At 68.1% G+C, this 24,498-nt stretch carries 26 protein-coding genes; 9 read left to right on the top strand and 17 right to left on the bottom strand.

Features of this window, described 5'->3' with window-relative positions; translation table 11 throughout:
* Positions 1-77 precede the first annotated feature (77 nt).
* Together ACTJKF_RS24140 and ACTJKF_RS24135 are read left to right on the top strand one after the other, a co-directional pair.
* Entirely contained in the window at positions 78-764 is a 687-nt protein-coding gene (locus ACTJKF_RS24140; protein WP_440626745.1) for a CoA pyrophosphatase, read from the top strand.
* A gap of 120 nt (positions 765-884) precedes the next feature.
* Positions 885-1,823 carry a CobD/CbiB family protein gene (locus ACTJKF_RS24135; protein WP_440626743.1) on the top strand — a complete coding sequence of 313 codons (939 nt, stop codon included), beginning with the start codon at positions 885-887 and terminating at the stop codon, positions 1,821-1,823.
* Positions 1,824-1,896: 73 nt separating this feature from the next.
* On the opposite strand, the gene ACTJKF_RS24130 is transcribed toward ACTJKF_RS24135, so the two are convergent.
* From ACTJKF_RS24130 to ACTJKF_RS24120, 3 genes are read right to left on the bottom strand one after another with little or no spacing between them, the layout of a single operon-like run.
* Positions 1,897-2,214 carry a putative signal transducing protein gene (locus ACTJKF_RS24130; protein WP_440626741.1) on the bottom strand — a complete coding sequence of 106 codons (318 nt, stop codon included), beginning with the start codon at positions 2,212-2,214 and terminating at the stop codon, positions 1,897-1,899.
* 60 nt (positions 2,215-2,274) lie between these two features.
* The gene (gene rsgA, locus ACTJKF_RS24125; protein ID WP_440626739.1) at positions 2,275-3,216 is read right to left on the bottom strand and encodes a ribosome small subunit-dependent GTPase A; all 942 of its coding nucleotides are present in this window, start codon (positions 3,214-3,216) and stop codon (positions 2,275-2,277) included.
* Positions 3,213-4,472, bottom strand: coding sequence for a M48 family metallopeptidase (locus ACTJKF_RS24120; protein WP_440626737.1), 1,260 nt, complete (start codon positions 4,470-4,472; stop codon positions 3,213-3,215). The genes rsgA and ACTJKF_RS24120 overlap by 4 nt, the downstream gene beginning before the upstream one ends.
* A gap of 125 nt (positions 4,473-4,597) precedes the next feature.
* On the opposite strand from ACTJKF_RS24120, the gene orn reads away from it, so the two are divergent.
* Positions 4,598-5,218, top strand: a complete 621-nt coding sequence (gene orn / locus ACTJKF_RS24115; protein ID WP_440626735.1) for an oligoribonuclease — start codon at positions 4,598-4,600, stop codon at positions 5,216-5,218.
* A 43-nt stretch (positions 5,219-5,261) separates the two neighbouring features.
* Here the strand turns inward: orn and mog are convergent, their stop codons facing one another.
* Together mog and yjgA are read right to left on the bottom strand one after the other, a co-directional pair.
* Positions 5,262-5,876, bottom strand: coding sequence for a molybdopterin adenylyltransferase (gene mog / locus ACTJKF_RS24110; RefSeq protein WP_440626733.1), 615 nt, complete (start codon positions 5,874-5,876; stop codon positions 5,262-5,264).
* Positions 5,860-6,465, bottom strand: a complete 606-nt coding sequence (yjgA, locus tag ACTJKF_RS24105) for a ribosome biogenesis factor YjgA (RefSeq protein WP_440626731.1) — start codon at positions 6,463-6,465, stop codon at positions 5,860-5,862. The genes mog and yjgA overlap by 17 nt, the downstream gene beginning before the upstream one ends.
* A gap of 128 nt (positions 6,466-6,593) precedes the next feature.
* Here yjgA and pmbA point away from each other — a divergent pair, with 128 nt between their 5' ends.
* Entirely contained in the window at positions 6,594-7,964 is a 1,371-nt protein-coding gene (pmbA, locus tag ACTJKF_RS24100; RefSeq protein ID WP_440626729.1) for a metalloprotease PmbA, read from the top strand.
* 91 nt (positions 7,965-8,055) lie between these two features.
* Here the strand turns inward: pmbA and ACTJKF_RS24095 are convergent, their stop codons facing one another.
* Positions 8,056-8,556, bottom strand: coding sequence for a dihydrofolate reductase (locus ACTJKF_RS24095; RefSeq protein WP_440626727.1), 501 nt, complete (start codon positions 8,554-8,556; stop codon positions 8,056-8,058).
* Positions 8,557-8,860: 304 nt separating this feature from the next.
* A complete protein-coding gene (locus tag ACTJKF_RS24090) occupies positions 8,861-9,187 on the bottom strand; it encodes a hypothetical protein (protein ID WP_440626725.1) in 327 nt (108 codons plus the stop codon).
* Between the two features lie 503 nt (positions 9,188-9,690).
* On the opposite strand from ACTJKF_RS24090, the gene ACTJKF_RS24085 reads away from it, so the two are divergent.
* Both ACTJKF_RS24085 and ACTJKF_RS24080 read left to right on the top strand, forming a co-directional pair.
* Positions 9,691-11,088, top strand: coding sequence for a sigma 54-interacting transcriptional regulator (locus ACTJKF_RS24085; RefSeq protein WP_440626723.1), 1,398 nt, complete (start codon positions 9,691-9,693; stop codon positions 11,086-11,088).
* 41 nt (positions 11,089-11,129) lie between these two features.
* Positions 11,130-12,101, top strand: a complete 972-nt coding sequence (locus tag ACTJKF_RS24080; RefSeq protein WP_440626721.1) for a thymidylate synthase — start codon at positions 11,130-11,132, stop codon at positions 12,099-12,101.
* A 105-nt stretch (positions 12,102-12,206) separates the two neighbouring features.
* Here ACTJKF_RS24080 and ACTJKF_RS24075 read toward each other — a convergent pair whose 3' ends face one another.
* Together ACTJKF_RS24075 and ACTJKF_RS24070 are read right to left on the bottom strand one after the other, a co-directional pair.
* Positions 12,207-14,711 carry a DUF6600 domain-containing protein gene (locus ACTJKF_RS24075; protein WP_440626719.1) on the bottom strand — a complete coding sequence of 835 codons (2,505 nt, stop codon included), beginning with the start codon at positions 14,709-14,711 and terminating at the stop codon, positions 12,207-12,209.
* A gap of 162 nt (positions 14,712-14,873) precedes the next feature.
* Positions 14,874-15,584: an ArsR/SmtB family transcription factor gene (locus ACTJKF_RS24070; protein WP_440626717.1), complete on the bottom strand. Its 711-nt coding sequence runs from the start codon at positions 15,582-15,584 to the stop codon at positions 14,874-14,876.
* 178 nt (positions 15,585-15,762) lie between these two features.
* Between ACTJKF_RS24070 and ACTJKF_RS24065 the strand changes: the two genes are divergently transcribed.
* Together ACTJKF_RS24065 and ACTJKF_RS24060 are read left to right on the top strand one after the other, a co-directional pair.
* A complete protein-coding gene (locus ACTJKF_RS24065) occupies positions 15,763-15,903 on the top strand; it encodes a hypothetical protein (RefSeq protein ID WP_440626715.1) in 141 nt (46 codons plus the stop codon).
* A gap of 144 nt (positions 15,904-16,047) precedes the next feature.
* On the top strand, positions 16,048-16,560 hold the full coding sequence (locus tag ACTJKF_RS24060) for an acyl-CoA thioesterase (RefSeq protein WP_258282222.1): 513 nt from the start codon (positions 16,048-16,050) through the stop codon (positions 16,558-16,560).
* Positions 16,561-16,629: 69 nt separating this feature from the next.
* On the opposite strand, the gene fumC is transcribed toward ACTJKF_RS24060, so the two are convergent.
* The 3 genes from fumC to ACTJKF_RS24045 form a co-directional block, all read right to left on the bottom strand.
* Positions 16,630-18,027, bottom strand: coding sequence for a class II fumarate hydratase (gene fumC / locus ACTJKF_RS24055; protein ID WP_440626713.1), 1,398 nt, complete (start codon positions 18,025-18,027; stop codon positions 16,630-16,632).
* A 150-nt stretch (positions 18,028-18,177) separates the two neighbouring features.
* Entirely contained in the window at positions 18,178-19,566 is a 1,389-nt protein-coding gene (gene norM / locus ACTJKF_RS24050; RefSeq protein ID WP_440626711.1) for a multidrug efflux MATE transporter NorM, read from the bottom strand.
* Between the two features lie 128 nt (positions 19,567-19,694).
* Positions 19,695-19,913, bottom strand: a complete 219-nt coding sequence (locus ACTJKF_RS24045; RefSeq protein WP_014897685.1) for an RNA-binding S4 domain-containing protein — start codon at positions 19,911-19,913, stop codon at positions 19,695-19,697.
* A 284-nt stretch (positions 19,914-20,197) separates the two neighbouring features.
* On the opposite strand from ACTJKF_RS24045, the gene ACTJKF_RS24040 reads away from it, so the two are divergent.
* Positions 20,198-20,599, top strand: coding sequence for a hypothetical protein (locus tag ACTJKF_RS24040; protein ID WP_440626709.1), 402 nt, complete (start codon positions 20,198-20,200; stop codon positions 20,597-20,599).
* Positions 20,600-20,716: 117 nt separating this feature from the next.
* Here the strand turns inward: ACTJKF_RS24040 and ACTJKF_RS24035 are convergent, their stop codons facing one another.
* The 5 genes from ACTJKF_RS24035 to ACTJKF_RS24015 all read right to left on the bottom strand — a co-directional run bounded on the left by ACTJKF_RS24035 (position 20,717) and on the right by ACTJKF_RS24015 (position 24,331).
* A complete protein-coding gene (locus ACTJKF_RS24035; RefSeq protein ID WP_440626707.1) occupies positions 20,717-21,493 on the bottom strand; it encodes a DUF4088 family protein in 777 nt (258 codons plus the stop codon).
* A 159-nt stretch (positions 21,494-21,652) separates the two neighbouring features.
* Positions 21,653-21,991 carry an AzlD domain-containing protein gene (locus tag ACTJKF_RS24030; protein ID WP_440626706.1) on the bottom strand — a complete coding sequence of 113 codons (339 nt, stop codon included), beginning with the start codon at positions 21,989-21,991 and terminating at the stop codon, positions 21,653-21,655.
* Positions 21,988-22,761, bottom strand: coding sequence for an AzlC family ABC transporter permease (locus ACTJKF_RS24025; RefSeq protein ID WP_440626704.1), 774 nt, complete (start codon positions 22,759-22,761; stop codon positions 21,988-21,990). Before ACTJKF_RS24025 ends, ACTJKF_RS24030 begins: the two co-directional genes overlap by 4 nt.
* 121 nt (positions 22,762-22,882) lie before the next feature.
* Complete coding sequence (locus ACTJKF_RS24020; protein ID WP_440626703.1) at positions 22,883-23,785, bottom strand: AraC family transcriptional regulator; 903 nt, start codon at positions 23,783-23,785, stop codon at positions 22,883-22,885.
* 60 nt (positions 23,786-23,845) lie between these two features.
* Positions 23,846-24,331, bottom strand: coding sequence for a CreA family protein (locus ACTJKF_RS24015; protein ID WP_440626701.1), 486 nt, complete (start codon positions 24,329-24,331; stop codon positions 23,846-23,848).
* Positions 24,332-24,498: the final 167 nt, after the last annotated feature.

The raw sequence follows: 24,498 nt of genomic DNA, 5'->3' as shown, positions 1-24,498 counted from the left end.
GAAAAAGCACCCACCCGGGTGCTTTTTTCATTCTGGCGCGACAATATGTTCGATACGACACGAACCCGAGAGTCCCATTGAATCGTCGCCCCATCATTGACCCCGAAGTGTTGCCGGTCGAAGGCACCGGCGCCGGCCTGCCGTCCATCGATGCACGGCTGATGACGCCGCCCGGGTTGCGCGAGCGTTTCGCGCGCACCCTCGAATGGAGCGTCGAACCCGACGAGGTGCGGCTGCAGGCCGGTGTCGATCCGCGCAGCGCTGCCGTCCTCATCCCGCTCGTCGTGCGCGAGACCGGCCTTACCGTGCTGCTGACCCAGCGCGCCGATCATCTGAACGACCATGCCGGGCAGATCAGTTTCCCCGGCGGTCGTCGCGAGCCGTTCGATCGCGATGCGACCGCGACTGCGTTGCGCGAGGCGAAGGAAGAAATCGGGCTGGCCGCGGAGCCGGTGGAGATCCTCGGTGCGCTGCCCGACTACCTGACGGGTACCGGCTTCTGCGTAACCCCCGTCGTGGCGCTCGCGCATCCACCGTTTACCGTCCAGGCCGACACGTTCGAAGTCGCCGAGATCTTCGAAGTGCCGCTCGCATTCCTGATGAATCCCGCGAATCACCAGGTGCGCGTGTTCCGCTGGGAAGGCGGCGAGCGTCGTTTTTTTGCGATGCCTTACCCGAATGGTGAATCGGCCGGGCATTACTTCATCTGGGGCGCAACTGCCGGCATGTTACGCAATCTGTACCGCTTCTTGGCAGCCGGATGAGCGCGTGCGTCGTCGGGCGCAAGCGGTCGGCCTCCGGGCGGGCGTGCCCACAACGTGCTGCCGCGCACGCTGTGCTATCGTTATGCAAAAAATGACATAACTCCGAAGACGGCGCCACGCATGACTTTCTTTTCGGTTCTCCTCGCTCTCATCATCGAACAGATCCGCGCGTTGTCGCCGAGCAATCCGGTGTTCGCGCTGTTCCAGTTTCATGCGGAAACCGTCGCGCATGGCCTCGACGCCGGCAAGCAGAAGCACGGCGTGCTCGCATGGCTCGCGGTCGTGCTGCCATGGGTGCTGGTCGTCGCGCTGATCTACTTCCTGCTGTACAAGGTGAGCTTCGTGCTCGCGTTCATCTGGAACGTCGTCGTCGTGTATTTCACGCTCGGCTTCCGCCAGTTCAGCCACTATTTCACCGACATCCATCTCGCGCTCAACAACGACGACGTGCCGCGCGCACGCGAAATCCTGCACGAGTGGACGGGCCTCGATACGGTCGACATGCCGGTCGGCGAAATCGTCCGCCATACGCTGATTCATGCGGTCGTTGCGTCGCATCGCCACGTGTTCGGCGTGTTCTTCTGGTACGTGCTGCCGATCGGTCCGGCCGGCGCCGTGCTGTACCGGATCTCCGAATATCTCGCACGCAGCTGGTCGACGCCGGGCGACGATCGCACGGCCGCGTTCTCGACGTTCGCGCAGCGCGCGTTCTTCGTGATCGACTGGATTCCGTCGCGGCTGACCGCACTCGGCTTCGCGATCGTCGGCAACTTCGAGGATGCGATTTACGCGTGGCGCAATCACACGCGCCAGTGGCCCGACCCGAACGACGGCGTGTTGCTGGCGGCCGGTAGCGGCGCACTCGGTGCGCGTCTCGCGGGCCCGCTCGCGGAACCGTCGAGCCTCGACGCGCTGGCAGTCGGCGACAGCGGCCCGCTGACAGTCGGTGACGACTGCACGCCGCGCACGCTGCAGTCGGCGGTCGGCCTGGTCTGGCGTGCCGTGATCCTGTGGATGATCCTGCTGTTGATGCTGACGCTGGCCGTCTGGGTATCGTGACGCGCTAACAGACAGCACCCGATGAAATGAAAAGGCCGGCGCGATGCCGGCCTTTTGCATGTGCGCAGTGCGTTCAGTCGTCGAGCGGATCGCGAACGGCGCCGCATTGCCAGCAGGCGGTGAACTGAGCCTCGAGCGCCTCGCCGCACTGGCGGCAGCGCCACGGCGCGGCGTCGGCCGACGGGCCGTGCGACGCGGCATCGATGAGCCGCCGCGCGAGCGCGTCGTCGCGCTCGTCGTCGAGCCACAGCTCGGGTGCGCATGCATCGGCGGGCAGGCCACCGAGCGCACCGGTCGCGTAGCAGTTATGCAGCTCGCAACCGATCCCGGCCACCTGCAGCACGTTTGCCCAATGCTGTGCGGTCGCAAGATCGGGGGCCCTGAAACGCATCACGGCTCCTGTCGGTGAAGGCCGGACCGTGTTGGCCCGGCAGCCGCGCCCGCCGTACGGTCAGCGAACGATCTGGCTCGCCTCGTGTACGAGCTGCGCGTAAAGCGCATGCCGCGACGGCGCAATGCGTCCATCGGCGACGGCTTCGAGAATCGCGCAGCCGGGCTCGTGCAGATGATGGCAATTATAGAAACGGCAGTCCGCGAGCAGCGGGCGGAATTCCGGAAACGCACGCTCGAGGCGGCCTTCCGTCAGGTGATAGAGGCCGAATTCCTGGAAACCCGGCGAATCGATCAGCGCGCCGCCGCCGTCGAGCGGGTAGAGGCGGGTGAACGTCGTCGTGTGGCGGCCGCTGTTGAGCGCGGCCGAGATTTCCCGGGTCGCGGCCTCGGCGTCGGGCACGAGCAGGTTCACGAGCGTCGACTTGCCCATCCCGGACTGGCCGAGCAGGATCGTCGAATGTCCGGTCAGGTGCGGCATCAACTGCGCGCGCGCATCGTCCGGCGAGCCCTTCACCGACAGCTCGAGCACGTCGTAGCCCAGCGCGCGGTAAGGCGCGAGGCGCTCGCGGGCGACCGGCAGCGCGGCCTCGACGTCGATCTTGTTCAGCACGACGAGCGGCTTCAGTTCATTCGCTTCGGCCGCGATCAGCGCGCGACCGAGCAGGTCCTCGCTGAAATAGGGCTCGGTCGCGAGCACGATCAGCAACTGGTCGAGATTGGCCGCGAACAGCTTCGACTTGAACTGGTCGGAGCGGTACAGCAGGTTGCGCCGCTCGCCGATCTCGACGATCACGCCCTGGTCGGCCGACGCCTGTTCGTACACGACGCGGTCGCCGACCGCGATCTCGCTTTTCTTGCCGCGCGGGAAGCATTGCAGCATCGGAGCGCCGTCGTCTGGGGCGACGATGTAGTGGCGACCGTGCGCCGCGATCACGCGGCCTTCGACCCGCGGCGCGCCCGATGCGCGCGGGGCCGGCTTGCGGGAGGTCGGCCGGCTCATGCGTGCTGCATCAGGCGGTCGATCCGTTGCGATGCAGGCGGATGCGAGTAGTAGAAGGCCGTGTAGACGGGGTCCGGCGTGAGCGTCGACGCGTTGTCCTCATAGAGCTTCACGAGCGCGCTGACGAGATCCTGCGCGTCGGTCTGGCTGGCTGCGAACGCATCGGCCTCGAATTCATGCTTGCGCGACGTGAGGCTGCTGAACGGCGTCGCGAAGAACAGGAACACGGGAATCGCGAGGAAGAACAGCACGAGCGCGGCGCCCGCGTTGCTGGTGTCGAGCGACGGCGTGACGCCGAGCCCCGTGTAGAACCACGTGCGCTGCGCGAGCCAGCCGAGCAGCGCGAGCAGTACGAGGCTCAGCACGAACGACACGAGCATCCGCTTCATCACGTGGCGGCGTTTGAAGTGGCCGAGTTCGTGCGCGAGCACGGCCTCGATTTCCTGGCCGGACAGTCGCGCGAGCAGCGTGTCGAAGAAGACGATCCGCTTCGATGCGCCGAAGCCGGTGAAGTACGCGTTGCCGTGCGCGGATCGGCGGCTGCCATCCATCACGAACAGGCCTTTCGCCGCGAAGCCGCACCGTTTCATCAGCGACTCGATGCGGGTGCGCAGCGCTTCGTCCTTCAGCGGTTCGAACTTGTTGAAGAGCGGTGCGATGAAGGTCGGGTAGATCAGCAGCACGAGCATCTGGAACGCGACCCAGACGATCCAGGTCCACAGCCACCAGAGGCTGCCGGCCTGGTTCATCAGCCACAGCACGACGAACAGCAGCGGCAGGCCGAGCGCGGCGCCGAGCACCGTGTTTTTCAGCAGGTCGGTGAAGAACAGGCGCTGGGTCATCCGGTTGAAGCCGAACCGCTGCTCGATCCCGAACTGGCGGTAATACTCGAACGGAACGTCGATCACGCCCGTGATCGCGAGCACGGCGGCGACGAGCGCGACCTGCTGCCCGTAGCCGCGGCCGAGCCAGCCCGTCAGCAGCGTATCGAGCGCGCCGACGCCGCCGAGCAGCGTGAGGCCGACCAGCACGGCCGCGCTGACGACGATCTCGAGCATCGCCAGCCGGGTGCGCTCGACCGTGTAGTCGGCCGCGCGCTGGTGGGCGGTCAGCGGAATGGTCGCGCTGAACTGCGCGGGCACGCCGTTGCGGTGCGCGGCGACAAAGCGGATCTGCCGCGACGCGAGCCACAGCTTGGTGACGACCATCGCGAGCACGGCGATCGCGAACAGCAGGGTGAACGAAAAGGGTGACATCGAAGGCGCCAAAGGGTTCTATGCGAGAATTATATGTTCTAGCGGACCGGGCCCGCTTATGCGTTGCCACCCGCCCGGGCGGCGCCGCATCGGCGAGCCCGGTCCGCCATTTTCCAGGATGACTCATGACCGATACCGCCGCTTCCGCCTGCCAGCCCGCGCTCGTGCGCAACGAGTTGAACCTCGTCTGGCTCGACATGGAGATGACGGGCCTCGACCCGGATAACGACCGCATCATCGAAATCGCGGTCGTCGTGACCAATTCCACGCTCGACATCGCGGTGGAAGGCCCCGTGTTCGCGATCCACCAGAGCGACGAAACGCTCGCGAAGATGGACGACTGGAACAAGTCGACGCACGGCCGTTCGGGGCTGATCGACCGCGTGCGCGCGTCGACCGTGACCGAGGCGGATGCCGCGGCACAGCTGCAGGCGTTCCTCGCGCAATACGTGTCGCCCGGCAAGTCGCCGATGTGCGGCAACTCGATCTGCCAGGATCGCCGTTTCATGGCGCGCTGGATGCCCGAATTCGAGCGGTTCTTCCATTACCGCAACCTGGACGTCAGCACGCTGAAGGAGCTGTGCCGCCGCTGGCAGCCCGCGATCTACAAGGGCTTCCAGAAGCGTGCGATGCACACGGCGCTCGCCGACATCCACGAATCGATCGACGAACTGAAGTACTACCGCCAGCATTTCCTGATTCCGGCCGCATCGGCGCCGGCAGGCGAGTCCGCACCGGCCGCCTGAGCGGGCCGGCACGCGCTCGGCGTTCGGCAAACGCCCGGCAGTTTCAGCGCCGGGCGCTCTTTGGCCGGAACGCGTCGACCACCGCGGTGTCGGTCTCGACATACGGGCCGCCGATCAGGTCGATGCAATAGGGCACCGCCGCGAAGATGCCGGGCACGGTCGACTTGCCGTCGGCATCGCGCAGCCCTTCAAGGGTTTCCCGGATCGACTTCGGCTGGCCGGGCAGGTTGATGATCAGCGCCGCGTGGTCGGCCTGGGCCGTTTCGCGGATGACCGCGACCTGCCGCGACAGGATCGCGGTCGGCACGAAATTGAGGCTGATCTGCCGCATCTGTTCGCCGAATCCCGGCATTTCCTTCGTCGCCACGGCCAGCGTGGCCTCCGGCGTCACGTCGCGGCGCGCGGGGCCGGTGCCGCCGGTCGTCAGCACCAGATCGCAGCCGGCGACGTCGACGAGCTCGGCCAGCGTGGCGGAGATCGTCGGCGCGTCGTCCTGGATCAGCCGGGTCTCGGCGCGCCACGGCGAGCGCAGCGCGCCGGCGAGCCATTCCTGCAGCGCCGGAATGCCCTTGTCCTCGTAGACGCCGGTACTCGCGCGGTCGCTGATCGACACGAGGCCGACCACGAGCTCGTCCGGGTGGTTACGCTTCGTCGTCATGGTCGTCTCCGGCGTCGTCCGGCGCGTCATCGCCGTCCGCTTCGCCCGTGCCGCTCGCGGTCTTGATCCACTGGAACAGCTCGCGGAAATAGCGCGGCGGCTTGCCTTGCTGCGCTTCCTTGCGCGCGTTGCGGATCAGCGTGCGGCCTTCCTGGATGTCGGCGTCGGGGTGCTGGCGGAGGAATTCGGTCAGCGCGTCGTCGTTGGCGAGCAGCTGGTCGCGGGTGCGTTCGATCCAGTGCAGGCGGGCCGTCGCGGCCTTGTTCACGCCGCGCTGGGCGTCAAGCGCGGTGCGCAGCGCGGCCGTTTCGTCGTCGGTCAGCGAGCGCATCACGCGGCCGACGTACTGGAGCTGGCGGCGCTTGCCTTCGTGATCGGTGATCCGGCGCGCCTCGCGCACGGCGTCCGCGAGGCTTTCAGGCATCGGCATGCGCTTCAGCGCGTCTTTCGGCAGCTCAACGAGCGCCTGGCCGAGCACCTGCAGCTCGTGCATCTCGCGCTTCAGTTGGGATTTGCTGGGGCGATCGTAGCCGTTGTCGTCTTCTTCGACGGCGTGCTCGATCGGCTGGATTCGGGTTTTGCGTGTCATGGGCGGCATTGTATCGCGGCGCGGACACCCCAAGCTTGTCGGTATGTGGCCCCGGACCTTGCTATGATCGCGGGATACGCAACATTTTGAACATGCGGGCGGCACGCCCGCCACCGGATATCACGACGATGGCAGCCAATCTCGACGTACAAGCGCGCTATTTCCCGCACACGCAGGACCAGCTCAAAGAAATTGCCTCGGACATCCTTCGCCATGCGAAGGCGCTCGGCGCGACGGACGCCGCGACCGAAATCTCCGAAGGCGACGGCCTGTCGGTGTCGGTGCGCCGCGGCGAGGTCGAGACGATCGAGCACAACCGCGACAAGATGGTCGGCGTGACGGTGTTCATCGGCAAGAAGCGCGGCAACGCGAGCACGTCGGACTTCTCGCCGGCCGCGATCAAGGATACCGTTGCCGCCGCATACAACATCGCGCGCTTCACGGCCGAGGACGAAGCGGCCGGCCTCGCCGAGGCCGAACTGCTCGAAACCGACCCGCGCGACCTCGATCTCTATCACCCGTGGGCGCTGACGGCCGACGAAGCCGTCGAACTCGCGCGCCGCGCGGAAGACGCCGCGTTCGCGGTCAGCCCGCAGATCCGCAACTCGGAAGGCGCGAGCGTGTCGGCGCAGCATTCGCAGTTCGTGCTCGCGACGTCGCGCGGCTTCCTCGCCGGCTATCCGTACTCGCGCCACTACATCGCGTGCGCGCCGATCGCCGGCAGCGGCCGCCACATGCAGCGCGACGACTGGTATTCGTCGAAGCGCAGCGCGGTCGACCTCGCGGCACCGGAAGCCGTCGGGCGCTACGCGGCCGAGCGCGCGCTCGCGCGGATGGGCGCGCGCCGTCTCGACACCCGCAAGGTACCCGTGCTGTTCGAGGCACCGCTCGCGGCCGGCCTGCTCGGCGCGTTCGTGCAGGCGGTGAGCGGCGGCGCGCTGTACCGCAAGACGTCGTTCCTCGTCGACAGCCTCGGCAAGCCGGTGTTCGCACCGCACGTCCAGGTCGTCGAGGATCCGCACGTCCCGCGCGCGATGGGCAGCGCGCCGTTCGACGAGGAAGGCGTGCGCACGCGCGCGCGCAGCGTCGTCAACGACGGCGTGGTCGAAGGCTACTTCCTGTCGACCTATTCGGCGCGCAAGCTCGGCACGCAGACGACCGGCAACGCGGGCGGCTCGCACAACCTCGCGCTGCGCAGCTCGAACACGCAGCCGGGCGACGACTTCGACGCGATGCTGAAGAAGCTCGGCACGGGCCTGCTGCTGACCGAACTGATGGGGCAGGGCGTGAACTACGTGACCGGCGACTATTCGCGCGGCGCGGCCGGCTTCTGGGTCGAGAACGGCGTGATCCAGTATCCGGTCGAGGAAATCACCGTCGCGAGCACGCTGCAGGAGATGTTCCGGCATATCGTCGCGATCGGCGCGGATTCGATCGTGCGCGGTACGAAGGAAACGGGCTCGGTGCTGATCGAGCAGATGACGATCGCCGGCCAGTAAGCGGCGCGGCATCGGCCGCCGGAAAACGAAAAAGCCCGACCGTGCGTGTGAGCCCGGTCGGGCTTTTTCATGGTTGCTCGCCTGTCGCGTATCAGCCGCGCTTGCGCTCGTAGACGACGAACGCATAGCCGAACGCATTCGGCGCGGCGGCCTGGTGCGGCTCGCGCGACACTTCGTGCCAGTGCGCGGGATCGGGGGCCGGGAATGACGCATCGCCGTCGAAGTCCGCGTCGATCTCGGTGACGACCAGTTTGTCGGCGAGCGCGAGACCTTCCGCATAGAGCTGCGCGCCGCCGATCAGGAATGCTTCGGCTGCCCCGTCGCGGGCGGCGAGCGCGAGCGCGTCGGCGAGCGACGTGACGGTGTCGCAGCCGTCGAAGCGGCGCGTCGCGTCGCGCGTGACGACGATGTTGCGACGGCCCGGCAGCGGCCGGCCGATCGACTCGTGGGTCTTGCGGCCCATCACGATCGGCGCGCCCATCGTCGTGCGCTTGAAGAACGCGAGGTCCTCGGGAAGTTTCCAGGGCAACTGGTTGTCGCGGCCGATGATGCCGTTGCGGGCACGCGCGACGATCAGGGTCAACGTCGTCATGAAGGTCAGGGAAGAGGAAAACCGGAATGGCGCCGATTCTACCGGAATGACGGCAGGTGACTGCCTCGGTGCGGATGCGCCGCAGGCCCGCGGTTCCGGGCCGCCCGCACATCGCCGCCGGCGGCGGCGATGTGCGGCCTTTGCGTCGTACGTGCTGAATAAAAAGAGTGCCCGCCGGGGGACGGACACGAAAACGGTTCGCGTCGTGACGTCGACGATGCCCGACCCGGCCGGCATCATCGTTCGCTTCGCATCATCTAATTATGGAATCCTCATGAAATTGCCGGGCGGTATCGCGTGTGGATCACTGATGCATGCTGTTCCCGGCACCTTCCTGCATGGCGTGCCGCACGTCGCCGGGCCGCGGTACCGGGAGCGGCACCGGCAGGGGGGACGGCCGGGCGAGCTCGTCCCACAGCGTCACCGATGCCTTGTCGGCCGAATGCGGGTGCGGCACCGCGACGGGTACGATGGCGAAGCCGTTGTCCCGTTGCATGCTCGACATACTTTCGGCGGGCAGCGATGAGAATGCAGGCGCCATGCTTTCGTCCGCGCGTATCGACATGAACGGGAAGGCCGCCGAGAGCATGATCGCCACCTGCACGAAAGAAAGCAAAATTGGTTTCCCCATGGTGACTTTCTCCGATTGGTTAGGCCATCAGCGAAATACATGCCATCGCGCCGCAAGCGTTGTCGTGCCTGGGATCCACGCATGGGCGTTGTGAATCGCGATCGAAAACACGGGGAAATGTTTCAGCTGTGAAACGACGGGGCTTGGGAATACTGCTGATTCAATCAATGCGCTTCAAGGATGAAAATCGGCGCGTGTGTCGATACAGATATCGTGTCGCTGTGCATGCGCTATGTGCAGATGATTGACATACGTCGACCTCTGAGCGATTCGGCCGCCCGCCCATTTGTGCTGCAATCGGTTTGTCGTATTCAGCGCCTATAACCAAGCTGTATTGCTCAAAAAAATAACTGGACGCGAGATAAGCGCCATCATGCGAGGCTTGTTGTCGCCGCGCATCGGCATGGCGAATCGAGTCGCTTCGGCTGCCCCGATTCGATCCTTTTCGCACGTGACTTGGCGTGCGTGGCAATCGTTAGACGGTTGATGAACGGGGTGAGGATATGGGAGCCGAGCAGCGGCATGTGATCTATTTCTCGCGCGAGCCAAACGACGCGTTGCGCGGGCATTTTGATGAATGCGGGTGGCGAGTCGATCTGGCGGAAAGCGTACGCGACGTACGGCGTGTCGTGCAGCACGGCGTCGCAACCGCCGGCCTGCTCGATTTCTCGCCGGGCTTCAGGCCCGCCGACCTGCGCGAACTCGAAGCATGTCTGAGCATCCAGCACATCGGCTGGATTGCAGCAACCCGGCGCGGCCAGTTGCAGGACGCCACGCTGCGCCACCTCATTCGCGACTATTGCTTCGACTACGTGACGATGCCGTACGAAACGGCGCGCATCGTCGAGACCGTCGGCCATGCGCATGGCATGGTCGCGCTGACGGACCCGGTGGCATCGCCTGTCGGCGCCGGGCGCGCCGAAGGCGAGATGGTCGGCACCTGCGATGCGATGCTCGGCCTCTTCCGGACGATCCGGCGCGTCGCGACGACCGATGCGCCGGTGTTCATCTCAGGCGAATCGGGCACCGGCAAGGAACTGACGGCCGTCGCGATTCACGAGCGCTCCGCGCGCGCGCATGAACCGTTCGTCGCGATCAATTGCGGCGCGATCCCGTCGACGCTGCTGCAGGCCGAACTGTTCGGCTATGAACGCGGTGCGTTCACGGGCGCGAACCAGCGCAAGATCGGCCGGGTCGAGGCGGCGAACGGCGGCACGCTGTTTCTCGACGAGATCGGCGACCTGCCGCTCGAGAGCCAGGCGAGCCTGCTGCGCTTCCTGCAGGAGGGCAAGATCGAGCGGCTCGGCGCGCATGTATCGGTGCCGGTCGACGTGCGCGTGATCTGCGCGACGCATGTGGACATGGAGGCGGCGCTGCGCGAAGGGCGTTTCCGCGAGGATCTGTTCCATCGGCTGTGCGTGCTGAAGATCGAGGAGCCGCCGCTGCGCGCGCGCGGCAAGGATATCGAGGTGCTGGCGCGCCACATGCTCGAGCGTTTCAAGGGCGATGCGCATCGCCGTCTGCGCGGCTTCTCGCCGGACGCGATCGCCGCGCTGTATGGCTATTCGTGGCCGGGCAACGTGCGCGAGCTGATCAATCGCGTGCGCCGGGCGATCGTGATGTCGGAGGGCCGGATGATCACCGCGGCCGATCTCGAACTCAACGAGTTCGCGATCCTGGCGCCCGTGTCGCTCACGGAGGCGAGGGAAGCGGCCGAACGGCAGGCGATCGAGCAGGCGCTGCTGCGCCATCGCGGCCGTTTTGCCGATGCGGCGCGCGAACTCGGCGTGTCGCGCGTGACGCTGTACAGGCTGATGTGCGCGCACGGCATGCGCGATCGCGGCGACACGCTGGCAGGGTTTTCGGCGCCGTTGCCGGAGGTTCCGCACCACGCTTGCTAAAATTGGCGGGTACGGCCGCCCTCGCGGCCGAAGGAACCCGCATGAAACAGTATCTCGACCTCGTTCGCACCATCCTCGACACCGGCACCTGGCAGGAGAACCGCACGGGCATCCGCACCATCAGCATGCCCGGTGCGATGCTGCGGTTCGATCTGCAACACGGTTTCCCGGCCGTCACGACCAAGAAGCTCGCGTTCAAGTCCGCGATCGGCGAGCTGGTCGGGTTCCTGCGTGCATCGCGCAGCGCGGCCGATTTCCGCGCGCTCGGCTGCAAGGTCTGGGACGCGAACGCGAACGGCAACGCGCAGTGGCTCGCGAATCCGTACCGTCAGGGCGTCGACGACCTGGGCGACGTGTACGGCGTCCAATGGCGCCAGTGGCCCGGCTACAAGGTGCTCGATGCGGGCGCTGACGCGCAGATCGCCGACGCGACGCGCCGCGGTTTCCGGATCGTCACGCGCTTCGACGAGGACGGTGCGCCGAAGGTGCTGCTGTACAAGGCGATCGACCAGTTGCGCCAGTGTCTCGACACGATCATGGAGAATCCGGCCGACCGCCGCATCCTGTTCCATGCATGGAATCCGGCCGTGCTCGACCAGATCGCGCTGCCCGCGTGCCATCTGCTGTACCAGTTTTTGCCGAACGTCACGAAGCGCGAGATTTCGTTGTGCCTGTACATCCGCAGCAACGACGTCGGGCTCGGTACGCCGTTCAACCTGACGGAAGGGGCCGCGCTGCTGTCGCTCGTCGGCCGGCTGACGGGCTATACGCCGCGCTGGTTCACGTATTTCATCGGCGATGCGCACATCTACGAGAACCAGCTGGACATGCTGCAGCAGCAGCTCACGCGCGAACCGTACGACAGCCCGCGGCTCGAGATCGCCGAGCGCGTGCCCGAGTATGCGAAGACGGGCGTTTATGCGCCCGAATGGCTCGAGCAGATCGAGCCGTCCGATTTCTCGCTCGTCGGCTACCGGCACCACGAGCCGCTGACCGCGCCGATGGCGGTTTGAGCCCAGGCGTCCGGCGGCGCGGGTTGTCCGCACCACGCCCGGCAGAATGACGAAGGCCCGACCGGCAACGAGCCGGTCGGGCCTTGCTGTTTGCTCGGGCAACGGTTACTGATGGCGCCGTTCGTCGTGGCCGCCGGGCGGCGGATTGCCCGGGTGCGGCGCCTCGACGTGCGGCGCCGGTTGCGGCCGCGGTTCCACATGGGGCGCGGGCATCGACGGCCGCGGTTCCATGCGCGGCGCCTGCGGCTGCGGTCGCGGCATTTCATGCACGGCGGGCGCGGGCGGGCGGTACTCGTTCGCCCGCGGCGGTGCGACTTCGCGGTGCGGTGCCGGTTGCGCGAATTCGGGGCGCGGTTGCGGCGCCGGAGCGGCCCGCTCCGGCCGTGGCTGCGCGTGCTGGGCCGGTGCCGCGAAATCGGGGCGCGGCCGTGGCTGTGCAATCTGCGCGGTCGTGTCGAGCCGCGGTTGCGGCAACGCGCGTGGCGTTTCCCGCCGCTCGCCGGATGGCGTACCCGGTGCCCCTTCCGGATGCGGAGCCGGCGCCGCGCTCCGCACGGGCGGCAGCGCGTTTTGGCCCGCAGCGTGCAGCGCGGTCGGCGGCGTCGGGCGCTGGCGTTCCATCGGCGTATGCGGCTGCATCCAGGCAGGGGCGGGCGTCGCGGTTGCATGCGGGTTGTCGTGTCCGGTCGGCGCATTGACGGCCGTCGGCGGGTGCGGGACGCCATTGCCGGGGCCCGACGCAGCATGCTGAGCCTGATGGCCCGGCGCCTGCGGCATGGCGCCGTTGTCGACGCGTGGCGCATTCGGTGCTTCGCCATTCATCGGGCGCGGGAGATTCGCAGCGGGCGGCATCGGCGCACCCGGCCGTGCAGCCTGTGCCGGAGCCGGCTGGCCTTCGTGCGGCGCGTGCGCCGGTTGCACGACGGGGCCGTGCGGATTCACGAGCTGCACGTTGCGCATCGCCCATGCCCCGGCTTTCGGATTGCCCGGCACGCGGACCGGGCGAGCCGTATAGTCGGCCGGCACGCTCGTCTTCACGACGGGCGCGCCGGCACCCGGCACGTGTTCGCCCTGCCGGGCGAGATGCGCGGCCGCCTGGTCGCGATAGGCGGCCGGCACGGCCGGATTGCGGGTGGCGACGAACGAATGCTGTCCGAGCGCCGCCGGCGGACGGTAGCTGGCCGTGCGCAGTCCGCCGGTAAAGCTCTGACGCACCGGCGCAATGCCGGGCGTGCCCGGCATCACGTGCGCGTTGCGCCATTGCTGCGGGTCGACGCGCTGCGAGAAATGCGCGACGGGCTGGCCATGCACGAACGCGGCCGCCGGCACCGCCGTGATCGCATGCGGTGCGCGGAAGTTCACGTACGTCTTGTTGATGTTCGTGATGTTGGTGATGTTCGTCACGTTCACGGTCTTGTTCACCGTGACGTTGTTCACCACGATGTTCCGGTTCACGCGATCGTAGTAATGCGGGCTCCAGCCACCCCAGCCGGGATGCCACGGTTCGCCCGGGCCGAGCGCGAACCATGCGCAGCCGGCCGCGGCGACGCCGCCGACCGTCAGCGCGACGCTCCAGTCGGGGCCGCCACCGCCCCCCACGAACGCGACGAGCGCCGGTGCGTAGACGGGCGGCTGGCTGACGACCATCGGGCCGGGCACCCACGCCCAACTATCGTCGACATAGGCCCAGCGGCCGTAGTGATACGGTGCGAAGCCCCACGGCGCATCGTCGACCCACGTCCAGCCCCACGGCGCCTGCCAGATCCAGTGGCCGTCGTGATATGGCGCCCAGTCGGCCGGCGTGTCGTTCGGCACCCAGACCGCGCCGTAATTCGGGGTGTCGCGCCACGTGCCGTTCGCATCGAGATCCTGGTAGCCGGGCATGTCGCGCGATACATAACGGGCCGATACCGAACGTTGCTCGGCCGCATCGCGGCTGGCAGCCCACTGGTCGAGCGCGTCGGGGCCGGGCGCGGCCGATTGCTGCGCGACCTGCAGGTCGGTGCCGGTGAACACGACCTGCTGTCCCGGTGACAGTGGATACTGCCCGTTGCTGCCGTAGACGGTCGCGTTGCCGCTGCGTACGGTGACCGTCGTGCTCGCGCCGTTCGGCGCAACATCGACGCGATAGTCGCCGGGGCCCGCGATGCCGAGCGCGAGATTGGGCGTATCGATTTCGTACGATCCGCCGGACGGCAGGTCGCGCACGTGCGTCGACACGGTGCCGAGCCCGACCTTCAGCTGCGTCGTCGTGTCGTCGAGGTTCAGCACCGACAGGCTCGTCGACTCGCCGAGCCGCACCGCGGTCGAGCCGATGTGCAGTTCCGAGCGCGCGCCGGCGTCGTTCCACAGCTGGTCCCCGGTCGTCAGCGGCCGGTTCACGGCGGCGTACGACCACGTATCGGTGCCGGCGGGCTCCGTCGTCACGGCGCCTGACATGTAGTTGAGCCGGGCGACGCGGCTCGGCGGGTCGCCGCCCGGCTGCCGTGCGGTGGCCGCATACGCTGCGGCCTGTGTCGCTTGCGCGAATGCGGAGGGCAGGGTGGCCAGCGTGGCGAATGCGAGCAGCGTGCAGCGGGCGGTGCGCTTGAGCGCGAACAGGGAGGCCATGATGAGCGTCTTCGTCGTTATCGCGGCGCGTCGATTCGTGCCGTCCAGTTCACAATATCCGCTCGGCCTGTTTCAGTGCTCAGTGTTTTGTAAGTCGGATGGCACGCTATGTAACAAAACCTGTCCGTCGCGTGCCGGCGTCGTCCGGTCGCAATGCGCGTGTCAAGCGGACGTAAGCCAGTCGTCGAAAACCTGCTGTCCGGGCACGGTGACGCGCAGCACGCGCGGCCGTGCGGTGCGCTCGATCCAGCCGTGCGCGCAGAAGCTGTCGAGCAGTGCCGCGCCGAGCGCGCCGCCGAGGTGCGCGCGGCGCTCGCTCCAGTCGAGGCAGCCGCATGCGAAGCGGCGCCGGCGCGTGCGCTGCTGCGCGACGTCGATACCCCAGCGCGCGAGCGCCTGCGTGCCGAGTTCGGTGGTTTCGATGGCGTCGCCGTCATCCACGTGCAGCCAGCCGCGCGCGGCGAGCCCGTCGAAGATGCGGACCGCGAGCTCACCGGCCATGTGGTCGTAGCAGGTGCGCGCATAGCGCAGCTCGGCGGGTACCGTGCGCGCCGGCGGCGGCACCGGCCGGTTCGGCGCGGCCGCCCGGGCGACGTTCGCGAGCGCCTCGAGCGATGCCGCGATATCGGCCGACGCGAGCCGGTAATAGCGGTGCCGGCCGCGGATGTCGAGCGCGAGCAGGCCGCCTTCGGTCAGGCGCGCGAGGTGCGCGCTTGCCGCGGACGGCGACAGCCCCGCGATCATCGTCAGTTCGCCGGCCGGCCGCGCGCTGCCGTCCATCAGCACCCACAGCATCGCGGCGCGCCCCGGATCGGCGATCAGCGCGCCGATGCGGCTCAGGCCCGGAAAGTGGTGGTCGTCTTGATCGGTCATCGTCGTGTCTCGTCAGGCGGGATGACTGCAGTGTAGGCGCTGCGCCCATTCGATGTTTCGGGTTCGGCTGAAATGTCGGATGCGGCGGGGCGGCGTACGAACCGCGTTCGCCGGCCGCGCACGCGTAGAATGGCCGGACGCGGCGGCAGCGGGCCGCCGGATGCGACACGATGCAACGATGAAGACGATTTTTTGGCTGTTGGCGGCCGCGCTCGTCTGCGCGGCCTGTGCGCAGGGCGGCGCGGGTGGCGCCGGCGAGCGGGGCGGCAGCCTCGAGATGTACGGGACGATCGATCAGGGCATCACGGTGCGCCGCTGACGGGCACCGCTTGCCAGTGCCGATGCGGGCTCAACGCAGGGCCGGACATGCGGTCTCGCCCGTGCGGCGGGCGCCGCGACGTGTTGCCGCAGTGCAACGTATAATGCGCCGACTGCCGTACCCCCGCTGCCTGGAGCCACCACGATGTCCCAACCGTCCCCCGTACCGGCTGCCCTCGACCGCACCGAAACCGTATTCCGCTTCCTCGCCGAACCGTCGTCCGTGAACTTCGGCGGCAAGGTGCATGGCGGCGCGCTGATGAAGTGGATCGACGAGGTCGCGTATGCCTGTGCGGCTGTCTGGTCGAGCCGTTATTGCGTGACGGTCAGCGTCGGCAACATCCGCTTCCAGCGTCCGATCCTCGTCGGCAATCTGGTCGAGCTGAAGGCGCGCGTCGTCGCGACGGGCCGCACCAGCATGCACATCCATGTGTCCGTGCATGCGGGCGATCCGAAGGGCGGCGTGCTGCGCCAGACGACCGACTGCCTCGTCGTGTTCGTCGCGGTCGACGAAAACGGCAACCCGGTGCCGGTGCCGCCGTTCGTCCCCGAGACCGACGAGCAGAAGGTGCTCGCGAAATATGCGGCCGACGTGCGCGCCGCGCTCGACAAGATCGTCGAGTTGAAGCCCGAGGAAGTGGCGAAGGGCACCGTCTGACGGAAACGGGCGCCGCGCGTTCGCGCCGCGCCCGTCATCGCGTCAAATCCCCCACATCGCTTCACTTCGTCACGACCGCGATCCGATCATCTCTTCGGGTCGCACCCACGCATCGAATTCCGCCTCGGTCAGGTAGCCGAGCGCGAGCGCGGCGGCCTTCAGCGTCGTGCCTTCCTTGTGCGCCTTCTTCGCGATCTGCGCGGCCTTGTCGTAGCCGATATGCGGGTTGAGCGCCGTCACGAGCATCAGCGATTCGTTCAGCAGCAGATCGATGCGCGCGCGGTTCGGCTCGATGCCCACCGCGCAGTGGTCGTTGAAGCTCTGCGCGCCGTCGGCGAGCAGCCGCACCGATTGCAGCACGTTGTGCGCGATCATCGGCCGGAACACGTTCAGCTCGAAGTTGCCGCTCGCGCCGCCGACGTTCACCGCGACGTCGTTGCCGAACACCTGGCAGCACAGCATCGTCACGGCTTCCGATTGTGTCGGGTTCACCTTGCCCGGCATGATCGAGCTGCCCGGTTCGTTTTCCGGAATCGACAGTTCGCCGAGCCCGCAGCGCGGCCCGCTCGCGAGCCAGCGGACATCGTTGGCGATCTTCATCAGGCTGGCCGCGACCGTTTTCAGCGCGCCGTGCGCGAACACCAGCGCGTCGGCGGCCGCCATCACCTCGAACTTGCTCGGCGCGGTCACGAACGGCAGCTTCGTCAGCCGGCCGATCTCGTCGGCCACGCGCACCGCGAATTCCGGATGCGCATTCAGCCCGGTGCCGACGGCGGTGCCGCCGAGCGCGAGTTCGTACAGATGCGGCAGCGCCGATTCGACGTGCCGCACGCATTGGTCGAGCTGCGCGACATAGCCGGAAAATTCCTGGCCGAGCGTGAGCGGCGTCGCGTCCTGCAGGTGCGTGCGGCCGATCTTCACGATGTCGGCGAACGCCTTCGATTTCGTGTCGAGCGTCGCGCGCAGCGTGCGCAGTGCGGGCAGCAAATGATTGGCGATCGCGTACGCGGCTGCGACGTGCATCGCGGTCGGGAACACGTCGTTCGACGACTGGCCGCGGTTCACGTCGTCGTTCGGGTGGACCTTGCGCGCTTCGCCGCGCTCGCCGCCGAGCAGTTCGCTCGCGCGGTTCGCGATCACCTCGTTGAGGTTCATGTTGGTCTGCGTGCCGGAGCCCGTTTGCCACACGGCGAGCGGGAATTCGCGCGGATGCTTGCCGGCGATGATCTCGTCGGCCGCGTCGATGATCGCGCGCGCCTTGTCGTCGGCGAGCACGCCGAGCGACTGGTTCACGGCGGCCGCGGCGCGCTTGACGATCGCGAGCGCGTGGATCAGCTCGGGCGACTGCTTCTCGGTCGAGATCCGGAAATTCTGCAGCGAGCGCTCGGTCTGCGCGCCCCAGAGCCGGTCGGCCGGCACGGCGATCTCGCCGAACGTGTCGCGTTCCATCCGAACTGCTTCGTTCATGATGCACTCCTCTTGGGAAGGGGAAAGGCCGCGCATCGCGCGGCGTCGGGCGTATCGTGAGGCAGTCGCGCCGCTGGCGCGGCGTCTCGGGTCTTCGAACTCTTCGATCGACAAGCATAGCGCCGGCCGCGAATTCGCGTCGTGTCGCGTTCAGCGCGTCGCTGCGATGAGCGATGCGGTCTTCGTATGAAAGCGGCAGGCCATCAATACGGCGACACTGGCGAGGCCGGCTGCGAGCCCCCACCACAGGCCGCGCGCGCCGAGGCCTGCGTGGAACGCCAGCCAGTAGCCGGTCGGGAAGCCGATGCCCCAGTAGCCGAGGGTCGCGGCGAGCATCGGGATGCGCGTATCGCGCAGCCCGCGCAGCGCGCCCGAGCCGACCGTCTGCATGCCGTCCACGATCTGGAACACCGCGGCGATGCCGAGCAGCGACGCGGCCAGCGATACGGTCGGCGCGTTGGCCGGATCGTCGAGGCGCAGGTACAGGCCGACGATCGCGTGCGGCGCGACGATCAGCACGAGCCCCGACAGCGACATGAACGCGACGCCGAGCCCGAGCGCGACGAAGCCCGCGTGCCGCGCGGCGACCGGCTGGCCGGCGCCGACCCAGTAGCCGACCCGCACGTTGGCGGCCTGGCCGATCGCGAGCGGCACCATGAACGCTACCGACGCGACGTTCAGCGCGATCTGGTGCGCGGCGAGCGACGTCGCGCCGAGCACGCCGATGGTCAGGCCCGTGGCGAGAAAGAGTGTCGATTCGACCCCATACGTGATCGCCACCGGCCAGCCGATGCCGATCAGTTCGCCCATTACGGGCAGTTTCGGGCGGGCGGCGGTCACGAAATGGCGGAATCGCTGGCGGCCGTGCAGCAGCCAGATCAACGCGAGCGCGGTGAGCCAGATCGTGATGGTCGTCGCGACCGCCGAGCCGAGGAAGCCGAGCCGCGGCAAGCCGAAGGCGCCGTGGATCAGCCCGTAGTTCAGCACGCCGTTGACCCCGACGCCGCCGATCGAAACCCACAGCAGCCGGCGTGCCGCGCCGATCGCGGGCAGGAAGGCGCGCATCAGCCCGACGCCGATCAGGCTGCCGAGCGCGGCGAAACGCAGGATGCCGGTGTATTCGCCGACGTGATGGGCGAGCGTCGGCGGCTCGTGGAACATCAGCAGGATCGGTTCGGACAGCGACAGCGCGACGATCGCCGGAATCGCGAGCAGCACGGACAGCACGAAGCCGGTCCAGTAGATGTGCGGCACGCGATGTTCCGCCTGCGCGCCGCGCGCATGCGCGACGCTCACGCTGACCGACGACAGCACGCCTTGCAGCACGGTCACGATGACGAAGAAGAAGTTCGCGCCGAGGCCGCCCGCCGCGAGCGAACCGGGGCCGAGCGAGCCGAGCAGCACCGTGTCGGTGACGCTCATCGCCATCTGCGAGAGCTGCGCGATCGCGAGCGGCGCGGCGAGGCGCGCGGTATCGGCGGCATGACTGGACAGGGACGGCGGCGCGGCGGCCGTCCGCGTAAGACCGGAATGCGACATGGAATGGGCGCTCGCGCGAGTGCGGGCCCGCGCTGCCTGTATTTATTTTGAGAGACGGCTAGCTTACGGCTTTATTCGAACGGTGTCGAACGCGCGCGCCGATGGCCATGTCCCGGTCAGGGGAACCGCTATGCGTCGTGAACCGCGATCCGCGTATCGCCGAACAGCACGACCTGGCCCGCGCGGATCTTGCAGGTCTTGCGCAGTTCGACCGCGCCGTCGACTTTCACCGCGCCGGACGCGACGAACATCTTCGCGGTGCCGCCGCTGTCCGCGAGACCGGTGATCTTGAGAAGGTTGTGCAGCTCGACGTATTCGCCGGTCAGCGTGAAATCCAGATTGGGCATGACGAGGGAGCGCGCGATGCGCGGGAGGAATCGCCTCGCATCATACGGCACCGCAGGCCGGCGCGCGAGCGCGGACGCGCACGCAGATCCGCGCGGTGGTTGGCAGTTGTTAAGGACTGTGAGCGATTCGTCAGCAAATGATACGGTGGGTAACAGTCTGAGAGATTCGAGAACCGGCGCCGCAGGCCGCGGGTCTTTTGTCGTACCTGCTGCGTGTTGCGGCAGGGGACGCGACGGATCGCATCGAGGTGGTCCGCGCCCACAACTTCTTGAGGAGGATAGTCATGTCCACGATTCGTACGATGCTGATCGGTGCCGCGCTGACGGCGTTCGCCACTTCGGCCGCGTTCGCGCAGACCGGCGTCGCGACACAGGGCGCCGCAGGCGCAGGCGTGCAGGCGCAGGCGCCTGCAGCAGGGGCAGGCGCGGGTATGCAGGGCGGAGCCGGCGTCAACGCATCGGGTTCGGCCGGCGCCGCGACCGATGCGGTCGGCGCGGCAGCGGACGGCGCGAAGGATACGGCGTCGTCGTCGGTCCACTCGGCGAAGAAGCACACCAAGCATGCGATGAAGTCAGCCAAGCATCATGCCGGCTCGACGAAGTCGAAGGTAGGCGACGAAGCGGTCGAGGGCGGCGCATCGGCCGGCGTGCAGGGCGGTGCATCGGCCTCGGGCGCCGCGCAGTAAGCGGTGCCCGACCGCCGTACGACGTTCGCCCCGGACGGCGCGTCGTGACGGCGATCGATCGGCGGCCCGGTTCGCTTCCCGCGCACCGGGCCGTTCTTCATGCGCGGAAGCGGGCCGTCATGGCCGGCGCTGTTCCGTCCCCGGCCCCGGTGCCGGCCGCGTGGCGGACGGCGCAAACACGCTGCGCAGCCACGCGGCGAGCCGCGCGAATACGTCGTACGGCTCGTCGACGAAGATCTCGGGCTTCAGCAGCCGCAGGTATTCCATGATCTGCTGCGCTTCCGGTTTCTGGAACGAACCGTGCGCGAGCCCGAGCCGCAGCAGGCCGCGCAGTTCGCCGAGCTTGTCGCGCGCGGCGCTGCCGACACTCATCTCGCACGCGAGCTTCGCTTCGTAGATGCGCTGGCGCAGCGATTCCGCGAGCCGCCACGCGGGCGTCTGCATCATCTCCTCGAGGGCCTGGATGTCGTTCACCGCACTCTTGATCTGCGCGGCGAGCGGATCGACGAGCGACACGTCACCCTGCGCTTCGGCGACGATCGCCTTGGCCCAGTCGCGGCACGCCTTCGCCAGTTCGTCGGGCGTCCATTCGGAGCGCGACGCGAAGCCGAAGCCGAATTCGCCGGCCTGCCGCATCAGGATCGCGACGACGTCCGGAAATTCCTTGTCGAGCGTGCGCTTCGCCCACGCGTACTGGCCGCCTTCGAGCATCCGCTGCACGGCATGCTCGGTCAGCGGCACCATGTTGTCGAGCAGCTTGGCACGCAGGAAATCCTCGAACGACGGCGTCGCGAACTGCGGGTCGAGTTTCAGCGACACGCGCACGAACGCGTCGTAGTCCTTGCGCAGGGACGCAAGCGTGTCGTCCTTGAGGGAAAGGGTGATCTGGCCCATGAATCGTCTCGATGGCGGCCCGCGCGGGCCGGCGGCCGACGCGGCGCACCGGTACGGGCGCAGCGTCGACGAACCGGTTCGCGCCGAGGCCTATGGCGGGTCTTCATACCCGATATCGGCGCATCGGACGAAAACTTGAGCGCGGCCGGCGACGTTCGCTCAGGCCGCCAGCCAGTGCGGCATCACGACCCCTTGCCAGAAGAAGAACACCGCGAGCCCGACCGCGATCGTCACGAGCGGGCGGCGCGTCGCCGCCGACACGAGCACGGCGGCGAGTGCACCGACGAGTTGCGGATTGCGCCAGGTCAGCTCGGCCGTGCCGCCGTGCGGCGAAACCGTCATCGGCACGATGATCGCGGTCAGCACGGTGACGGGCACAAAGCCGAGCGCGGTCCGCACGAGCGGCGGGAAGGTCAGCCGCTCGCCGAACAGGAACAGCGTCGTCCGGATCGCATAGGTGATCACGGCCATCCCGAGGATCAGCAGCGCGTAGCTCACGATGCGGCCTCCGTGCGCGAAGCGGTGCGCGAGCGCTCGTGCAGCAGCGTGAGCGCGACACCCACCACGACGCCTGCGGCGACCGCGCCCAGCAGCCCGAGCTTGTACGGCCAGCCCTGCCAGAAGTACGCGAGCGTACCGGCCGTCGCGGCGGCCGCGAAATAGCGCAGCGTGCCGAGCTGCGGCACGACGATCGCGATGAAGGTCGCCGCCATTGCGAAATCGAGGCCGAGCGACTGCAGGCCCGGGAAGGCCGCGCCGAAGCCGATGCCCGCGAGCGTCCAGACCTGCCAGTTCAGGTACATCGCGAGGCCCGAGCCGAAGAAGTAGTGGGGGCCGATCGCACCGGGCGGGAAGTGCCGGTAGTGCGCGTAGGCGACCGCGAACACCTCGTCGGTCATCAGCGCGCCGAGCGTTGCGCGCCAGCGCAGCGGCAGGTGGGCGACGTACGGCGCGAGCGTCGCGCTGTACAGCAGGTGGCGCAGGTTCACGATCAGCGTCGTCGCGAGCACGACGGCGAAGCTCGCGCTGCCGGCGATCAGGCCGAGCGCGATGAATTGCGCGGAGCCCGCGAACACCGCGAGCGACATGAGCGCGCCGTGCCAGGCGGCGAGCGGGCCGCCGCCGACGAGCGTGCCGAAGATCACGCCGAACGGCGCCGCGCCGATCATCATCGGGATCGTGTCGCGTGCGCCGTCGAGCCATTCGTTGAGCGGACGGCGGGGCGGGGGCGAGGATGGGGGTGTCGGATTCAAAGGGCGCTTCTCCATGACATGGAGGATAGCGGGGCGATGCGGTCACGGCTTGTATGTTCTTGCGCCCGCGGGTGCCTGCGGCGCAACCGGTGTACCGGTTGCCGCGGATTGCCGACGGCGGCGCGGCAAGGGTGCGTCAGCGTGCCTGCCAGCGCCCGGGCGGCACGCCGAACATCCGTTTGAAATGCCGCGTGAAGTGGCTCTGGTCGACGAAGCCGCTGGCCGCGGCGACATCGGCGATCGACACGCCCGCGCGCAATGGCGCAAGCGCACGCTGCAGCCGCAGCTGGTTGCGCCACGCATGCGGCGGCATCCCGGTCGTGCGGGTGAACAGGCGCGCCGCGTGAAACGGCGACAGGCCGGCGGCCTGCGCGACGTCGTCGAGCGTGACCGTGCAGGTGAGATCGGCGGCGAGCCGTTCGCGCATGGCCTCGACGCGCGGTTCGTCGGACGCGAGTACGGCGGGTTGCAGGCGCGCGTCGGCATGACGCGCGATGAGCGTCGACAGCGCGTCGAGCATCGCCGTTTCGGCGGCGAGCGGATCGTAGACGCGCGGCGCACCGTTTGCGGGAACCGCGTCGGCCGGCTGGTCGTGCAGGTGGCCGGGCGGCATGCATTCGCTGCCGGCCTCCATCATCCGGTGTGCGAGCGCGAGCCGCGCCGCGAGATCGGTGTCGCGGATCACGTCGGACGGGAACCACGGCGCATCCCGCGGCCGCTCGGCGATCGCGCTCGCGAGCGAGCGAATGTAGTCGACCGGCACGTAGCTCACGCGATAGCACCAGCCTTCGTCGGTCGCGCGCGAGCCCGTGTGGACTTCGCCGGGATTGATCACCGGCACGGTGCCCGTTTCGGCGACATGGCCGGTGCCGCGACAGGTGTAGCGCTCCGCACCCTCGAGGATCACGGGGATCGTGTACGCATCGTGCCAGTGCGGCGCGAACGTATGGTTGCGATAGGTGGCCGTGAGCAGGTCCGCGTCCGGCAGCAGCGGCGTGCGCCAGTAGCGTGCGGAGTCGGGAAGGCGGATGACGGACATGGTCGGGCGCGGGGCGGTCGAACCGACAGTGTATCGCTCGCGCGCCCGGCGGGCGCGGGCTTACTTGACCGGAATCGTCGTGCCGGCCGGCATCGGCACCGCGGTGACGGCGTTCTTCGGGCTGCCGCTGACGATGCGGTCGCTGTAGGTCAGGTAGACGAGCGTGTTGCGCTTCGTGTCGACCACGCGCACGACGTGCAGCGTCTTGAAGATGAACGACATGCGCTCGCTGAACACGTCGGTCTGCTGCTTGAGCGGCTCCTTGAAGCTGAGCGGGCCGACCTGCCGGCATGCGATCGACGCTTCGCTCGGATCCTCGGCGACGCCGAGCGTGCCCTTGATCCCGCCGGTGCGCGCCCGTGACACATAGCAGGTCACACCCGTCACGAGCGGATCGTCGTAGGCTTCGACGACCACGCGGTCGGAGCCCGTCACGCGGAAATGGGTATTGACGCTGCCGACTTCCTCCGCGTGCGCGAGCGGCGCGGCGACCAGGGCGGAGAGGAGGAGCGCGAACGGCGCGGCGGAAAGGAGGCGGTGCTTCATCGACGGAACCGGAGGCGAATGCGGGACAACGACTCTAGCATGCGCGGCGCTGGCCGACGGGCGCCGGAAAAACAAAAGGCCCGTCGAATGACGGGCCTTTCGCTGTCTGGCTCCCCGACCTGGGCTCGAACCAGGGACCTACGGATTAACAGTCCGGCGCTCTACCG

The sequence above is a fragment of the Burkholderia sp. 22313 genome (genome assembly GCF_052045245.1).
In the GTDB taxonomy this organism is placed as follows: domain Bacteria; phylum Pseudomonadota; class Gammaproteobacteria; order Burkholderiales; family Burkholderiaceae; genus Burkholderia.
The sequence above is the reverse complement of the archived record's forward strand: the minus strand, read 5'-3'. Positions and strand labels throughout refer to the sequence as shown.

Bases quoted from the DNA above. Each gene is read 5' to 3' on its own strand.
- ACTJKF_RS24035 (WP_440626707.1), bottom strand. From the start codon at position 21,493: ATGGGCCAGATCACCCTTTCCCTCAAGGACGACACGCTTGCGTCCCTG.
- ACTJKF_RS24080 (WP_440626721.1), top strand. From the start codon at position 11,130: ATGAAACAGTATCTCGACCTCGTTCGCACCATCCTCGACACCGGCACC.
- ACTJKF_RS24070 (WP_440626717.1), bottom strand. From the start codon at position 15,584: ATGACCGATCAAGACGACCACCACTTTCCGGGCCTGAGCCGCATCGGC.
- fumC (WP_440626713.1), bottom strand. From the start codon at position 18,027: ATGAACGAAGCAGTTCGGATGGAACGCGACACGTTCGGCGAGATCGCC.
- ACTJKF_RS24075 (WP_440626719.1), bottom strand. From the start codon at position 14,711: ATGGCCTCCCTGTTCGCGCTCAAGCGCACCGCCCGCTGCACGCTGCTC.
- yjgA (WP_440626731.1), bottom strand. From the start codon at position 6,465: ATGACACGCAAAACCCGAATCCAGCCGATCGAGCACGCCGTCGAAGAA.
- ACTJKF_RS24120 (WP_440626737.1), bottom strand. From the start codon at position 4,472: ATGTCACCCTTTTCGTTCACCCTGCTGTTCGCGATCGCCGTGCTCGCG.
- ACTJKF_RS24065 (WP_440626715.1), top strand. From the start codon at position 15,763: ATGAAGACGATTTTTTGGCTGTTGGCGGCCGCGCTCGTCTGCGCGGCC.
- ACTJKF_RS24090 (WP_440626725.1), bottom strand. From the start codon at position 9,187: ATGGGGAAACCAATTTTGCTTTCTTTCGTGCAGGTGGCGATCATGCTC.
- ACTJKF_RS24025 (WP_440626704.1), bottom strand. From the start codon at position 22,761: ATGGAGAAGCGCCCTTTGAATCCGACACCCCCATCCTCGCCCCCGCCC.
- ACTJKF_RS24060 (WP_258282222.1), top strand. From the start codon at position 16,048: ATGTCCCAACCGTCCCCCGTACCGGCTGCCCTCGACCGCACCGAAACC.
- rsgA (WP_440626739.1), bottom strand. From the start codon at position 3,216: ATGAGCCGGCCGACCTCCCGCAAGCCGGCCCCGCGCGCATCGGGCGCG.
- orn (WP_440626735.1), top strand. From the start codon at position 4,598: ATGACCGATACCGCCGCTTCCGCCTGCCAGCCCGCGCTCGTGCGCAAC.
- ACTJKF_RS24015 (WP_440626701.1), bottom strand. From the start codon at position 24,331: ATGAAGCACCGCCTCCTTTCCGCCGCGCCGTTCGCGCTCCTCCTCTCC.
- pmbA (WP_440626729.1), top strand. From the start codon at position 6,594: ATGGCAGCCAATCTCGACGTACAAGCGCGCTATTTCCCGCACACGCAG.
- ACTJKF_RS24130 (WP_440626741.1), bottom strand. From the start codon at position 2,214: ATGCGTTTCAGGGCCCCCGATCTTGCGACCGCACAGCATTGGGCAAAC.
- ACTJKF_RS24045 (WP_014897685.1), bottom strand. From the start codon at position 19,913: ATGCCCAATCTGGATTTCACGCTGACCGGCGAATACGTCGAGCTGCAC.
- norM (WP_440626711.1), bottom strand. From the start codon at position 19,566: ATGTCGCATTCCGGTCTTACGCGGACGGCCGCCGCGCCGCCGTCCCTG.
- ACTJKF_RS24135 (WP_440626743.1), top strand. From the start codon at position 885: ATGACTTTCTTTTCGGTTCTCCTCGCTCTCATCATCGAACAGATCCGC.
- mog (WP_440626733.1), bottom strand. From the start codon at position 5,876: ATGACGACGAAGCGTAACCACCCGGACGAGCTCGTGGTCGGCCTCGTG.
- ACTJKF_RS24085 (WP_440626723.1), top strand. From the start codon at position 9,691: ATGGGAGCCGAGCAGCGGCATGTGATCTATTTCTCGCGCGAGCCAAAC.
- ACTJKF_RS24040 (WP_440626709.1), top strand. From the start codon at position 20,198: ATGTCCACGATTCGTACGATGCTGATCGGTGCCGCGCTGACGGCGTTC.
- ACTJKF_RS24020 (WP_440626703.1), bottom strand. From the start codon at position 23,785: ATGTCCGTCATCCGCCTTCCCGACTCCGCACGCTACTGGCGCACGCCG.
- ACTJKF_RS24095 (WP_440626727.1), bottom strand. From the start codon at position 8,556: ATGACGACGTTGACCCTGATCGTCGCGCGTGCCCGCAACGGCATCATC.